Origin of the sequence: Longitalea luteola (assembly GCF_017356035.1) — a bacterium.
Lineage (GTDB): Bacteria > Bacteroidota > Bacteroidia > Chitinophagales > Chitinophagaceae > Niastella > Niastella luteola.
Genome location: NZ_JAFIQX010000015.1, coordinates 97,632 through 112,207 on the forward strand (window position 1 = coordinate 97,632; position 14,576 = coordinate 112,207).

The following is a 14,576-nucleotide window of genomic DNA, read 5'->3' on the forward strand; positions in this document are numbered from 1 at the left end:
GGTGAACGGCTAATGGCAAACGTGAAACGGCAAACGGCAAAACCAATTGGCAATCGGCAATTGACAATTGACAAACCTGATCTTAAAAACTAACTATTATCCGTTTACCTAGTAATTATTAACTCAATAACTATAAACTGTGAACTGTGAACTTTGAACTTTGAACTTTAAACTTTGAACTAATTTATTCGTAATCTATCTCGATCACCCGTACGCCATAAGCCGGTATATGAACCTGCCAGTTATTGCCAACGTTCAACACCTGCGGTTTACCAGTAGTATCTTTGCTTACAACTTTCTTCGCCGTGATCGTTTTATTATTGATCACTTTGCTATAATCTATTGTCAGGGACGTTTGCAATGGCTCATCGTCGTTGTTCAATAACAGCAGCCAAAGCTTTTTCCGGTCGCTATTAATAGCGGCAAAATGATCGAGGTAAGCGCTTGATGCAGTTAACAGCCCGCGTTGCAGGTATAAGTTTGCAGTGTTACCAAATACAGTGCCGGCAGCAAACGCATAAGTTTGATGAGGCCCTACTTTGGGCGTGATAAAACCACGAGGAAAACTGACCTTACCTGCTGTGCGCAGCGATACTTCCGACAACAGGTAATCGGTGATCCAGCCGATCTGCCACCAGGCATGATGCGGGTAAGGACCGGCGCCGTTATCCATTACATCCCAGTAATAGGAAGCCACGCTGGTTTTCGGATCAACAAAAGCATCACGACCCAGGGCAGCCGCTCTTGCCATAGTTAGGAAGAGCGAATCCTGCGTGAGCGAGTACATTCTTATAAACAACCCAGCATGACTTGCCAGCAGGATCGGACCGCGATGATTGGCAGAACCCATGCTGCCGCCATGTTCAAAACTCAATCCCACCTGACTGATCTCCCAGTCGTGCCTTACTTTTCCTTTTACGAGTTTAACTTCCCGGGTAGGTATGGGATGGGTGTAAACAGATGTTGTGTACAACTTTGCTGTGTGCACAGCCGCCTGCAGGTATTTTTTTTCTTTTGTTATTTCATACAGGTCGAGTAATGCCTGTGCACTTTGGCCGGTGGCAAAATCAGGTGCAAACCGCGTGTCGCCACATACACCGGTAAAATGGCCTTTGTTAACTGCATGGGTAATGTACCAGTCGGCCCCCTTGCGGGCTGCTGTCAAATACTTTTTATCATGCAATAATTTATAAGCGATCACCAGTCCATAAAAAGTAGGCCGCAGGTCTTCGATATCGGTAAATAACGGTTTTTGCGTTTCGTGGTCATAGGCTACGGCCCATTGGCCGTTTGCGTTCATCCAGGCCAGCAGTTTATCGGCGGCCAGCTGCAATTCTTTTTTCAGGGCGCTGTCATGCGGATTGAACAAAAGCACATTGCCGATATCCATCAGCATGTAATAGGTGGTTCCAATGGGTTCCACATAAGGGCCCCACTCTTCTGTGAACTTTTTACTTTGGGTAAGATAGTATTGCCCCGCGGCAGCTCCATGAAAGAAACCGGCCGTTGTATCCTGTTGGGCTAATTTGAAGTTGCGTACATAAGGCAGGCGGGTTTGCTTCAATATGCTGTCATGAGTAATGTTTGCGAGCATCCACATAGCGCCATAATCGGCGTTTTTGACGGCGTCTTTCTGTGCACCATATACGCCGCCTAGATATTGCTGGGCGCCGATGGCTAATCCGCGGTATTGTTCCACTTTCCATTTAGAGGTACTGTCGTCTACAACGTACTGTTGCATGGCCAGGATGCGATCAGTCAGCGACTGGCTGGTTTGCTTCAGGGCCAGAAAATCTTTCAGGTGGTAAATATCGTTCACAGCATGTTTATACACCGTATACCAATCCGCCGCCTGAACGCAATACCGGAAATTGAATTGAACACTATCCCCTTTCTGGAGGAAAGACCCTTTTTGGCCTAGCACCGGGTGCCAGGCAACCGGAGTTAACCGGGCGCGGCGGTCCATAACAGACAGGCCAAGGTGCCAGTCGGCCTGGGTTTTATTATCTTTTGCCCAGGGATCACGGCTGGTTCCCGGCGCCGGTATCACGGCTATCGTTATGCCTTTTTTATTGGAAACCAGGGGTGATAAAGTAGCGGCAGTTCTATCATGCGTTACTACCGGTTTGGCGGGAATACCCTGGCCGTAAGCATAGGCTTTGATAAAATCGTTTTGTATAGCATTTCCCTGGAAATGGCCGGGCACCATACCCCAGGACAACTCACCGTTGGGAACAATAGCCAGCGAAGGCGAGGCAATGGAATAATAGCCGTCCTGTTTAGCGGTCAATGTAATTTGAACCAGGATATCTGTTTCATAACGGGCATCCATTTGCCACACCGCTTTGATGACAGCCTGTTTTTCTTCCTGGGTGAATTGAACAATGCTGTCTGCAGCAGTCACCTGCGCCGGGTAAAAAGCGATGGCTTCGCCGGCGGTATTCATTGCTACGGGTTGAACCGCTTCCTTCCATACAGGAATAATGTAACGGTATTGCGGTTCGGGAAATACCGGCGGCTGTCGCTGTTCATTGTAAATGGTTAACGGTGTTGTATCGGGCTTTTGTGCAGCATACAGTACCGTGTATTCACCGCTTGTTCCGGCCACCGGGATCCATTCATTGTTCCTGCGTACAGATAATTGTTTCAACTGCCAGCCACCGGCTTGTTTATGCCAGGATAATTGTAGCCGGCCCGATCTCAACTGGATGGTATTGGATGCAGCTGCTTGCGCCTGCATGCTGCATGGCATCAGCAAAGCGCAGCCGATAATAAACACCCAGGCGGTAATACTATGTTTTTTGTGAGTTCGCATTGTAAAATATTGTTCAAACGTCTTCCACCATTGCAGGCGTTTTAGTCAGATTGGTTTCCGGCATCATTTTCAATTTATTCGATGCCCTGAACGGGATCAGCGCAGAAACCAGGATAACCGCGGCTATGACCATCACGATCTTTCCGCCCGATGCCGTCAACACACTCAGCACAAACAATAACAGGGCAATAAAGGCCAGTGAAAATGCGATCACGCGCAAACCGAACCTGTTCTGCCGTTTGATCTTTTTTTCTTCTTCAACGCCAGCCTGCAAAGCTTCCTGTTTTCGCTGGGCGCGTTGTTGTTTAAAACGCAGATACTGATCGGAAGTGATCCCCCTGTACCAGGCATACCATTCATACAATGCCAGCATAACAAAGGGCAGCCCCACCCCTATCAGCATTTCTGCTCCGCGGCTTAATTTAGATCCGATGGTAAGCGGCAGCAACATTTTAAATACCAGGTTCACGGCCAGTGACAGCAGTGTTACCAACATGGTGGTTTTGCCCGACAGTCTTTTCGAAAACAAGGCCCAGATCGGCGGCGCCAACAACGGACCGCCGGTTACAGCGCCAATGCTTAAAGTAAATTCAACAATACCACCGATGTAAGGAACGATCAATGCAATGCCGATCATGCCCAGCCCAAAGAACCACGAAGAGATCCGCGCTACGCGTATCAGTTTCCTGTCTGATGCATTGGGGTTGATATTGGTCTTGTAAATATCATTGGTAAAAACCGCCGACACCACGTTCAGCGCCGTATTGGCGGAGGCAGAAGTAGAGAAATACATGCCGGTAAGGATCAATCCCATTAACCCGGCGGGCAATACATGCTTACAGATCATCAGATAAGCATTCTCCGTATCGAGCCCGGTTAAAGACGGATTAATGGTCTTGTACACCATCGGCGGCAGCATCCATAAGATCGGACTGATGATATACAATCCGGCAAAGAGATAGGCCACTTTGGAGGCAGACTTTGGGGTATCAACGCTGGTATAGCGTTGAACAAATGTCCAGTTGCCGCCAATATAAAAGATATGATAGAGCGCAAAGGCCAGGATAAAACCCCAGGTATATTCGCCATTCACGATATTGAAAAAATCAGCGGGCGCCTGTTGCAAAAAACTTTCCACGCCATTGGTTGCCTCAAATGCCAGGGGTATAATGATGAGAATAGCCGCGGTAAGAATAACGAACTGCAGGATGTCGGTAACCATCACGGCCCATAAACCACCCACTGCCGTATAGGCGATCATAAACAATCCAAGCACAACGGTTGCCGGTATCAATGGAAATCCCAACGATGAGGCTACGAGCTTCGACACAGAATACAATACCGAGCCTTTGATAAACAGGGACACCAGCATGAAGATATAGATATACGTCTTCTGCACCTTCTCGCCCAGGCGCTCCCTAATAAATTCAGCAGCGGTAAGATTGCCGGTAGCTTTCCATTTAGGCGCCAGGTACAGACCGGTGATCAAACCTCCGATACACATCGTCCATTGAATGGTAATAGCCACCCAGCCATGCTGATAGGCAATAGATCCCCAGGCCACAAAAGTTCCGGCAGAAAAAAAGCTCATGAAAAGCGAGAGCCCGCCAATGAACCAGGGCACGGCTTCGCCACCGGCAAAAAATGACTTCAGGTTCCTGCCCGTTCGCGCAAACAGAAAACCGATCAGCATGATAAAGACCGAGAAAACAATGATGACAGTGGTATCTACCATAGAACAATGTGCTAATGTGATAATTTGCTAATGTGCTAATTGTAATGTGATAATTCGATAATGTGATAATGATATACAGTTCCGGTAAGTAACGTGACTGCAAAGCAACCTGTGATCTGGCTTATGGTGTTATCGTTAATGTAATTTCTTTCACTACGCGTTCTACATTTTCGTAAGAGGCATTGGTAGCTTCAAATACCGCCTTGTAAGTGCCGGGCTTGGTATACACGCCCGTAGCTACATATTTGTTCAAATTAACAGTTATATTTTTAATGGGTATCCCCCTGTCGGGCGTAACGGCCGTCGGGTTGAAACTTTTGGTTATTATCCAGTCGTCGTCGAGGGCATCGGCGGTGCCCCGCATCAACAGTTGGGCAGTGGTAATGGACCATACAGCGGCGGGGTTTTTGAAATCGACTGCTTTCCAGCCGGCAGTTGACATAGTGGCCATTGAGGTAACGGTTCCATCGGCGGCCTGGTTATCGGCATTGAAAGTGCGCACCACCCAGCGGTTCTGGGTTTTCATGGTGTTGGTCACATAACGGAATGCCAGCGTTACCGCTTTGTTACCAGCGGTAAATTCCGACATATCCAGGGTGCCTGATGGCGTTTGATCAGCGCCTGACGACAAAACCGCCCGGTTGGTTATGTCTGTCCAGGTAGCTTTTTTAACGTTGGTGGTGTCATAAATTCCATTGAAATCATTTGATACCAGCACCGATAAATTATTCTCAACAGTACCAAACTGCTGAAAGGTATTGAATTTGATCAGCAGTTTGTTCCCTGTTGTGAACAGGCGGTCTTTATATTCATACACACGGCCGGGTGTGCCGGGCCAGAACACGATGTTCTGGGGAGTACCGGCAAACTCAAAGATTATGGTATCGCCTACTTTATAAGTGTCGGAAGCGGTATATACGTCAAAGGCGGGCGCCTCCACACCATCTCTTTTTGTACAGGACAAAATTGCTAGGCACAGCATAATAGGTATAATATATCTGGTTGTAAGCATGGCTTAAGATTAAAGGTTATTACCATCCGGGATTTTGTGAGATGTAAGGATTCACAGAAATTTCACTGTTCGGAATGGGAAACAATACGCTTCTGGCAGTCACCCGGCCTGCCTGGGCAATGGCAGGGCCCGACAAGCTCGATGGCATGGTGGCCTGGTAGTCGGCCACCAGTTGCTGCATCGTGGTAACGTACATCCCCCATCGAACAAGATCATGTTTACGAAGGCCTTCAAAAGCCAGCTCACGGTATCTTTCATTTTTTATTGCTTCCAGGAAATCTACTTCCGACAATCCCGCTGGCAGATCAGCATATGCATCCGGTGCGCCCACGGGTTTCTGATAAGCCCGCCGGCGTACCATATTCACCGCCTCATAAGCCGCGGCGGTAGGTCCGTTCAGGTGGTTCTCCGCTTCTGCAAACATCAAAAGCACATCTGAATACCGCAGCATCGGGAAATTGATCGGGGTATAATCCTGGCTTTTGGGTTTGAATAATTCATATTCTCTTCTCCATTTACCGGCGCTTCTTTCATACAGTTGGGTGGCCGTCCAGTTGGTTCTGGTTACCGGCGCAGCGGTGCCTGTTCCGTTGGCCACAAAACGATAAGGCGCAATGGTCCAGTCACGGCGTACATCACCGCTGTCATAGGCCCTATACAGTTTCGCTGTGGCGTGCACGTGGTCGTAGCCATACCCGGTATCAACATTCGGACATAGGACTCCCATCCAGGAACCCAGGAAACCGCCTTCGCGGATCTGCTCCAGGTTGTTGCCATAGTATTCTACTTCCCACAAACATTCTTTGATATCATACTTATCCTGCGCATGATTGATGAAGATCTGCTGAAAGCTGTTGTTCAACGCATGTTCGTTCGATTGCATCACTTTGGCCGCATAAGTACGTGCATCCTGGTATTTCGACGCATCATTCAAAGGATGACCTGCCATAGTGAGATACACCCTCGCTAAAATTCCCTGTACCGCTGTTTTACTGATGCGGCCGTTGTAGCCATAGCTGGAAATATCCTTCACCAGCCCTTCCGCCTCCAGCATATCCTGGATGATCTGTGCATAAACCTCTTCAATGGGTGAACGCGGTAATGGCGGTTCTGTCGGCGATTCCATGGGCTTCGTACGCAAGGGTACAGCGCCAAAATTATCAACGAGCACAAAATAATAGAACCCCCGTAGGAACAGGGCCTGCCCTTTCACTTCGTTGCGGGCAGAATCACTTACTTCTGCTTTATCCAGATTAGCCAGTAACATGTTGGCACGTTCTATACCGGCGTACAGGGCTTCCCAGCACCTGTTCAATTCGAGCATGGAAGCGTCGATGGTATTCGACATATAACCAGTTGTTTGTCCTTTCAGAAAGAATTCATCACTGAAAGCCAGGTACCCATACAGGGCAGAACCATATACGCGGCGATCGCCAAGCCGGTCGTACACCGCCGACAACGCCCTGTCAAGATCCCTTTGTGTTTTATAATAATTTTCCGGCGTAACGGAATCCGTTGGTTTGGTATCGAGGAATTTTTTGCAACTGTTCAACCCCGCTACCATAAACATCACTACAACGAGCCAGGTTAAATAATTTTTTACGTTTCCTTTTTGCATGTACGAGCAAGTTTAATCGTTAGAAGGTTACATTTAATCCCAAAGTAAGCGTTCTGGCTTTTGGATAAGCCGACCAGTCGAAACCAGGCGTTAGCGCGCTGTGCCTTACCGATACTTCCGGATCAACACCCGAGTAGTTCGTCCAGGTAACGAGGTTCTGCGCAGCCGCATACAGCCTTATACTTTTCATCTTCAATTTCTTCAGGGTTGCTGCCGGCAGATTGTAGCCCAGCGCCACGGTCTTGAGGCGGAGGAATGAGCCGTCCTCAATGATGCGCGTTGAATATACGTTCGGACTGGTAACACCTGCGGCCGGCATAATGGTATTGGTGTTTTCAGGCGTCCACCGGTTCTCGAAAGATTTGAACATGTTCAGGAAGGGCCTGGCTTCTGCCCCTTCGAATACAATGCGGTTGGCATTCAACACATCATTGCCATACGACCACTGAAAGAAAATGTTCAGGTCGATATTACCATAGCGGAAATTGTTCGAAAAGCCACCGATATGCACGGGAATGGGATTACCGATGTACGTTTGATCATTCGCATCTACCACTCCGTCGTTATTGACGTCCTGGTATTTGATGTAACCAGGTTTTATCAGGGAACGGTCGAGCCCGTTGTTCGGCACATCATCGCGCAATACATAAGTTCCGTTGGGCAACAGGTTGAAATCTTCATACTGGTACAGGCCATCGAACAGGTATCCCATGAACAGCGCTACCGGCATGCCGGGCCTGGCCAGGTAGGGCAAGGAGGTATTGAAGTTATCGTTCCAGATCACGCGGGTGGTAAGACTGGGTTGATCGTAATTCAATTCGAGTATCTTGTTGCGATTGAAGGCAATATTGAAGTTGGTGCTCCAGGTAAATTTCTTATTATCGATATTCACCGTATTTAAAGTGAACTCTACACCGCGGTTACTTACCTTACCAATGTTCTTGAATCCGGTCAAATACCCGGTTGAAGAAGGCAGCGAAGCATTCAGCAGCAGGTCGCTGGTCACCTTATAATAGTAATCGGCCGTAAAACTGATGCGGTTATTCAGTAATCCTACATCGAGGCCGATATCTGTTTGGGCCGTACGCTCCCATTTCAATTCCTTGTTACCCACTTCTACGGGAGCAGAGCCTGGGATATGGGTGTTATTAAAATAATAGCCGGGCGTTGTGTTGCCGCTTCCGTTGGTGAACCCGGTTTGTCGCAATACACTCAGGTAGGCAAAATCCGATACCCGGTTGTTGCCGGTAACCCCGTAGCTTGCGCGCAGTTTGGCTTCCGAGATCACCGGAATGCCTTTCATAAAATTTTCTTCATGGATGCGCCACGCTACAGAACCGGAAGGGAAATAACTCCATTTATTGCCGGAGGCGAATTTCGACGAACCGTCGGCACGGAAAGAAGCAGTGATCAGGTATTTTGAAAACAGCGTATACATGGCGCGCCCCAGAAACGAGGCCACTGCGGCTTCTGATTCAGAGGATGTGTTCACAACTGGAATTCCTTCGTCGAGCCCACTGATGCCTAAAAATTCGTTGGGCACCAGGTTGGCAGTATAGCCATCGATAACTGTTTTTGTTTTCTGCAGGGTAAAACCACCTACTACATTCAACAGGTGGTTCTTATTGAAACGGCGGTTCCAGGTAAGTGTGTTTTCATTCAGCCAGCTGCTTACGGTATTGTTATTTACAGAACCATTGATGCCGTTGGTGCGGCCATATACGGTTAGCGGGTTGCCGGCCGAGGTTTTCGAATTATTGAAGATCTCGCGGCGTACATCGTTTCGGGTAATTCCCCCTGTTACACGCAGGGTAAAATTTTTCAGGAATTTATATTCGAGATAGGCATTGCTGAACAGCGCATTGGTAAATGCCTTGTTATAGGCATTTTGCGCCTGTACAACTGGATTTACGCGCAGGTCCACCGAAGAAGTGATATTGGGATCAAATGCATCATCGGCAAATGTAAGGTCGAAAGCAGAGTCACCGGTCAACGGGCGATAGCCCCAGGCGCTGTAAAAAGCATAAGAAGAAGCATTGATGCCATTGTCGCCGCCATTCGTAGCTATCTGGCCATTTGCCTGGAGGGATGAATAGTTAATATTAACGCCCACTTTCAGTTTTGAACTCACGGTTTGATCGAGCACTACCCTGCCCTGGGCACGCTTGAATCCGCTGTTAAGCAGAATGCCATCCTGGTCGAGCAAAGAACCGGAAATAGCATACCTGGTCTTATCGGTACCGCCGCTGATGGAGATACTGTGGTTTTGCATGGGCGCCGTGCGGAAGATTTTATCCTGCCAGTTCACTCCTACTGCATCCCGGTACGATTCGAGCGTTTTTCCATTTTTCAGGTAGGTTGTGGCAGCCGACGTCGGATTCAACTCGAACTGGTATTTTACAAATTCATACGGGCTCATCACTTCCTGCCGGTTTATTTCTTTCTGCCACCCATACCAGCCATTATATGCGACCACCGGCGCCCCGGCCTTTCCTTTTTTGGTAGTAATGATAACAACGCCATTTGCGCCACGGGCGCCATAAATGGCAGTGGCAGAAGCGTCTTTCAACACTTCTATAGATTCAATTTCGTCGGGATTGAACATGTTATTATTGGGATCTTCCACCGGGAAACCATCCACCACATATAATGGTGCATTGCTTTGGGTGATAGAATTACCGCCCCTGATAACAATAGTGTTTCCCTGGCCCGGCTGGCCGTCAACAGCAGTAACCTGCACACCTGCCACCCGGCCGCCGAGGGCATCTTCAAAAGACGCTACCGGCGCTTTTTTCATATCTGTCACTCTGACCTGGCCTATAGAACCGGTCAGGTCTTTTTTACGTACGCTACCATAACCGATGACGATCACATCATCGAGGTCTTTCAGACTTGTCTCCAGTTTTACATTGTAAATGGTGCCGGTAGTATTCAATCGCAGCTGCTTCGGCGTAAAGCCAACGGAGGAAAAAATAAGTACTACCCCTGTAGTACTGCTAAGAGAAATACTGTAGTAACCTTCTTCATTAGTGGTGGCAGTGATCGTCTTTCCTTTTACCGTAACTGTGACCCCTTCGAGCGGTTCATTGTTCAGATCGGTGACTTTACCGGTAATTACTTTGGCTGGAGCAACATTACTGCTGGCGGGAGGTGCATTTTGAGCAGTTGCAGCAGTAGTTAATAGTTGAAAAGCAGTTACAATCGTAAGGGCAATCGCAGGCAATGTTTTTTTCATACGGCAATGTTCTATAACAAAAATGCCAAATACATTCAGCAGAACAAAAAAAGTTGCAATTAATTTATTGTGGGAACATTCCCATTTTACGGGAACATTCCCATCTTTCAATTAATTTGTTTTCTTTGTTGTTCATTTACACTTGTTTTTTATTCCAGAACAATAGCAGCCATATATGAAACGTCACCAGGTAACGATTGTGGATATTGCGCACAAGTTGAATCTTTCCAAATCGACTGTTTCCCGGGTATTGACCGGACATCCCAGCGTAAGCGAAAAAACCCGCCAGGCCGTACTGGAACTTGCCGGGAAAATGGATTACCAGCGCAATATGCTTTCCATCAGTTTACTCAATAAAAAAAGCAACACCATCGGCATCATTGTTCCCGAATTCATGAGCTCTTATTTCCCGCAGGTGATCATCGGCGCCCAGGAAATTGCCGCACAGGAAGGGTATAACACCATTATTTGTCATAGTAACGAGCATTACGAAACAGAGGTGGCCAACACCAAATTGATGCTGGCCAACCAGGTAGATGGCGTGCTGGTGTCCCTCACCAAGGAAACCAGGAATTTCGATCACCTGAAAGTATTCGAGCGCAAAGGGGTTCCCATTGTTTTTTTCAACCGCGTGTGTGAAGATATGAGTGTGCCTAAAGTGGTGGTAGATGATTACGAAGGCGCCTTTCGCGCCGTAGAGCATTTGATCAAGCGAAAGAAAAAGCGCATCGCTCATCTCGCCGGTCCCGACTCGCTGTCCATCAGCGTTAAACGCTTGCGTGGTTATCGCGACGCCCTGAAAAAGTACGAGATCCCGATCGATGAAGAGCTCATCATACCCTATGATCTTACGCTTGCCAAAGTGAAAATTTATGTAAACCATCTGCTGCAGCTGGATAATCCACCGGATGCTATTTTTGCCATCAATGACCCTACTGCCATCGAGGCGCTGCGGATCATTCGCAAAAAAGGATTACGGGTACCGGAGGATATCGCCGTCGTGGGTTTCAGCAATGATTATGTGTCCGAATTGATCGATCCGCCCCTTACTACCGTATCGCAGCCAGTAAAGGAGATCGGCAGTACTGCTGCCCGGCTGCTGATCGATCAGATCAACCGGGATATTTCAGAGTGGAAATCGATCATCCGGGTCTTAAAAACGGAGCTGATCGTACGCAAATCGAGTTAAGCTGGCAAATTGGCTTACACGCCTGCGCGGGGCAACCGGCTTAACTGAAAAAAACCGATAACTTAACAGTAGAGTATATCGAACGGCTAAAGCCCGGACTTCCTAAACCCGCAAAAAACAAAATGCTGCAGCGTATTAAAAGGCGTTAAATGCTCCTGCTCTATACAACGAATCTTACTAAACCCGGCAGAGAATACATTTTCCAATTCTTTTTCACTATACTGCTTAATATCAAGTCCGCTGCATTTTTTAGGACCCTTTTCAGAAAAGGTGCCTACTATTAAATATTCCTTTACCCATTGCCTTGCTATGGAAACATATTGCTGCACCTGCTCAACGGTGGTTAAAAAATGAAAGGTGGCTCTGTCGTGCCAAACATCATATTTTTCAACCGGTGTAAATTCAGTTATATCTGCAACCACAAATTTTACCCGTTCTGCTTTATCGCCAAGCCGCTTCCGCACTTTTTCAAGCGCCTGTTCAGAAACATCCAATAGGGTAATGTTTTGAAAGCCTTCATCAAGTAAGAAGTCGACCAGTTTACTATCCCCTGCCCCAATATCAATGATAGCAGCAGATGCCGGAATATTTAAGCTGTGGATGAAGTGTAGCGAGGGCTGCGGAACATCCTGCGTCCAACTTACTTCATTGGCCTGTTTATGCCGGTAAACATTTTCCCAATGGTCCTTTGTTTCGTCACTCATATATTTTTACTTGAGCGTTATAAGTTTTCAGCCACAAAGTTCTGGCAATACTCCCTGATCATACCTCTTACATCCCGGAACGCCTGCAGGATCTGTTCTTCTGTTCCTGTTGCCTTTGCCGGATCAGGAAAATTGTAATGAAGCTTTATTGCATTTGAAGGATAATACGGGCATCTTTCTTTGGCATTGTCGCAGACAGTGATCACATAATCAAAATCGATATCCTTGTACTCATTTACATGGTTCGATGTGTGATGAGATATATCAATTCCATCTTCTTTCATTATTTGAATGGCTCTTGGGTTTACACCGTGCGTTTCAATTCCTGCACTGTATACTTCTGCTTTATCCTTTGCAAAGAACTTCAGATACCCTTCTGCTATCTGGCTCCGGCAACTGTTTCCGGTACATAAAATTAAGATCCGTTTCATTGAGGGAAAATTTCCTTTTTTATAATAGTACTGCTTACCAGACATACATTACGAAGCTCTCTGTGCGGCTGTATGCGTACTGTAATTCACTAATCACAGCAATCGGGACCGCAGCAGGCCTTTTTTTCCAATGGTTTTTCGGCATATACCGTTACGCTGCTGATACCTGTTCCTGATTGTTTAAAAGTAACCAGTTGTTCCGGCGAAAGATACTGCGACAGGATATCGTCGGGTATCGCAATGGGTTTATCTTTCTGAACGGTGATGTTCTCAAACCCGTTCGATGCTATCAACTCCAAATAAACCTGCTTTTGTATGGCTCCGGAAACACAACCGGCATACATTTCGGCCGCCTCTCTTATTTCCTTTGGTAAATCACCTTCCAATACAATATCTGAAATGGAGAAATGACCACCGGGTTTCAACACCCTGAAGATCTCTTTAAGCACACCATCTTTATTTGGTACCAGGTTAAGCACACAATTACTTACTATTACATCAGCTAGATTGGAAGTAACAGGCATTTGTTCAATATCACCCTGCCTGAACTCAACGTTATGAAATCCTCTGGCTTCTGCATTCTTTCTGGCCCGCTCTATCATGGCAGGCGTAAAATCGATGCCGATCACTTTTCCGGTTTCGCCGGTCTCGTACCGCGCAATGAAGGCATCATTACCAGCGCCGCTTCCGAGGTCAATGACAACATCGCCTTTTTTGATCTTCGCAAACCGGGTGGGTAAGCCGCAGCCCAGGCCCAGGTCTGCGTCGGGATCATACCCTTCCAATTGGCTGTAATCGTCAGACATAATGTTATACACCTCTGTACTGCAACAGCCCGAACCGCAGCAGGAGCTTTGGTTTGTTTCTTTATCCTGTAAAGCAATTTCCGAATATTTCTGCTTTACCACTTCTTTTAATTGTTCCTGGGTGTTCATTTGACAAGTTTTTATTGTTTTATTGCAATATTGCGATTAATGGGACCAAAAAAATTTAACAGCAGCCGTCCTTATTCTTATAAGCAACAAAGAAGTTATCAAATGCGTCTTTGTATTGCTTCCATACTTTGGGATCAATGCAATAACAGACGCTGGTGCCCTCGATGGTCCCCTGGATCAATCCTGCATTCTTCAATTCTTTTAAATGTTGTGAAATGGTTGCCTGGGCAAGCCCCAATTCTTCAACCAGGTCACCACAAACACAGGCCTGTGTTTTAATTAAATGTTGAATGATCGCTATTCGCGCCGGATGTGCCAAGGCCTTCATCATTTGAGCCAGCTTGTTCTGCTTATCGGTAAATATCTCGGTTTTTGTCAGTCCCATATCTATCGCAATATTACGATTAAATTCCAATTCCCAAAATTTTATTTAAAAAGCCCCGGCGGTCCCGATAACTATCGGGACGCCGGGGCCTGTACTATGATTAAGTTTGCTGTTGATGCTTTTACTGTAACGCATAAAAGCGCACTTCAACAATGACGCCTGGTTTTGTTTTGCTGCAAACATTCACTTTATACCGGTTGGCGGCATGTGTAATAACCCACGCTCCAAGTGGCGCCTCACGGAAGGCAGAACTACATGATTGTGGCGGTCCCTGCTGGCCCGCCTCGCGACCAGGGATCCATATCTTGCATTCACCGGGAGGCGGTAAGTGTCCTTTAGGAATTCCCAACGCGCTGAAAGGGTAAATCCTTTCATCATTGCTGCGGGTATCTTCGTGATCTCCTCCATCACCTGATGGCGAAGGGTAGCCGGGTTGAATGGTGATACACGAGGCCAGCAGTGATAAAACCACCAAGGTTGAAATAAATAAACGGCTCATCAGGATATTATAATTTGA

At 47.1% G+C, this 14,576-nt stretch carries 11 protein-coding genes; 1 reads left to right on the top strand and 10 read right to left on the bottom strand.

Annotated elements, in window-relative coordinates; translation table 11 throughout:
• Positions 1–184 precede the first annotated feature (184 nt).
• The 5 genes from JUB15_RS26245 to JUB15_RS26265 form a co-directional block, all read right to left on the bottom strand.
• The gene (locus JUB15_RS26245; RefSeq protein ID WP_207515634.1) at positions 185–2,815 is read right to left on the bottom strand and encodes a glycerophosphoryl diester phosphodiesterase; all 2,631 of its coding nucleotides are present in this window, start codon (positions 2,813–2,815) and stop codon (positions 185–187) included.
• Positions 2,816–2,828: 13 nt separating this feature from the next.
• Complete coding sequence (locus tag JUB15_RS26250; protein WP_207515635.1) at positions 2,829–4,550, bottom strand: sodium:solute symporter family protein; 1,722 nt, start codon at positions 4,548–4,550, stop codon at positions 2,829–2,831.
• Positions 4,551–4,671: 121 nt separating this feature from the next.
• Positions 4,672–5,532 (bottom strand): DUF5017 domain-containing protein, encoded by an 861-nt coding sequence (locus JUB15_RS26255; RefSeq protein ID WP_242696526.1) that lies wholly within the window; start codon positions 5,530–5,532, stop codon positions 4,672–4,674.
• A 49-nt stretch (positions 5,533–5,581) separates the two neighbouring features.
• Positions 5,582–7,180, bottom strand: coding sequence for a RagB/SusD family nutrient uptake outer membrane protein (locus tag JUB15_RS26260; RefSeq protein ID WP_242696527.1), 1,599 nt, complete (start codon positions 7,178–7,180; stop codon positions 5,582–5,584).
• Between the two features lie 19 nt (positions 7,181–7,199).
• Positions 7,200–10,415, bottom strand: a complete 3,216-nt coding sequence (locus tag JUB15_RS26265; protein ID WP_207515637.1) for a SusC/RagA family TonB-linked outer membrane protein — start codon at positions 10,413–10,415, stop codon at positions 7,200–7,202.
• Between the two features lie 175 nt (positions 10,416–10,590).
• Here JUB15_RS26265 and JUB15_RS26270 point away from each other — a divergent pair, with 175 nt between their 5' ends.
• Complete coding sequence (locus JUB15_RS26270; protein WP_207515638.1) at positions 10,591–11,604, top strand: LacI family DNA-binding transcriptional regulator; 1,014 nt, start codon at positions 10,591–10,593, stop codon at positions 11,602–11,604.
• Between the two features lie 86 nt (positions 11,605–11,690).
• Here JUB15_RS26270 and JUB15_RS26275 read toward each other — a convergent pair whose 3' ends face one another.
• The 5 genes from JUB15_RS26275 to JUB15_RS26295 all read right to left on the bottom strand — a co-directional run bounded on the left by JUB15_RS26275 (position 11,691) and on the right by JUB15_RS26295 (position 14,558).
• Complete coding sequence (locus JUB15_RS26275) at positions 11,691–12,308, bottom strand: class I SAM-dependent methyltransferase (RefSeq protein WP_207515639.1); 618 nt, start codon at positions 12,306–12,308, stop codon at positions 11,691–11,693.
• A 17-nt stretch (positions 12,309–12,325) separates the two neighbouring features.
• A complete protein-coding gene (locus JUB15_RS26280; RefSeq protein ID WP_207515640.1) occupies positions 12,326–12,739 on the bottom strand; it encodes an arsenate reductase ArsC in 414 nt (137 codons plus the stop codon).
• 89 nt (positions 12,740–12,828) lie between these two features.
• Positions 12,829–13,674 (bottom strand): arsenite methyltransferase, encoded by an 846-nt coding sequence (locus JUB15_RS26285; protein WP_207515641.1) that lies wholly within the window; start codon positions 13,672–13,674, stop codon positions 12,829–12,831.
• 55 nt (positions 13,675–13,729) lie between these two features.
• Positions 13,730–14,059 (bottom strand): ArsR/SmtB family transcription factor, encoded by a 330-nt coding sequence (locus tag JUB15_RS26290; RefSeq protein ID WP_207515642.1) that lies wholly within the window; start codon positions 14,057–14,059, stop codon positions 13,730–13,732.
• A 121-nt stretch (positions 14,060–14,180) separates the two neighbouring features.
• Entirely contained in the window at positions 14,181–14,558 is a 378-nt protein-coding gene (locus JUB15_RS26295; protein WP_207515643.1) for a hypothetical protein, read from the bottom strand.
• Positions 14,559–14,576: the final 18 nt, after the last annotated feature.

Coding starts and splice junctions, on each gene's coding strand:
- JUB15_RS26275 (WP_207515639.1), bottom strand. CDS start 12,308: ATGAGTGACGAAACAAAGGACCATTGGGAAAATGTTTACCGGCATAAA.
- JUB15_RS26250 (WP_207515635.1), bottom strand. CDS start 4,550: ATGGTAGATACCACTGTCATCATTGTTTTCTCGGTCTTTATCATGCTG.
- JUB15_RS26255 (WP_242696526.1), bottom strand. CDS start 5,532: ATGCTGTGCCTAGCAATTTTGTCCTGTACAAAAAGAGATGGTGTGGAG.
- JUB15_RS26265 (WP_207515637.1), bottom strand. CDS start 10,415: ATGAAAAAAACATTGCCTGCGATTGCCCTTACGATTGTAACTGCTTTT.
- JUB15_RS26270 (WP_207515638.1), top strand. CDS start 10,591: ATGAAACGTCACCAGGTAACGATTGTGGATATTGCGCACAAGTTGAAT.
- JUB15_RS26280 (WP_207515640.1), bottom strand. CDS start 12,739: ATGAAACGGATCTTAATTTTATGTACCGGAAACAGTTGCCGGAGCCAG.
- JUB15_RS26260 (WP_242696527.1), bottom strand. CDS start 7,180: ATGCAAAAAGGAAACGTAAAAAATTATTTAACCTGGCTCGTTGTAGTG.
- JUB15_RS26285 (WP_207515641.1), bottom strand. CDS start 13,674: ATGAACACCCAGGAACAATTAAAAGAAGTGGTAAAGCAGAAATATTCG.
- JUB15_RS26290 (WP_207515642.1), bottom strand. CDS start 14,059: ATGGGACTGACAAAAACCGAGATATTTACCGATAAGCAGAACAAGCTG.
- JUB15_RS26245 (WP_207515634.1), bottom strand. CDS start 2,815: ATGCGAACTCACAAAAAACATAGTATTACCGCCTGGGTGTTTATTATC.
- JUB15_RS26295 (WP_207515643.1), bottom strand. CDS start 14,558: ATGAGCCGTTTATTTATTTCAACCTTGGTGGTTTTATCACTGCTGGCC.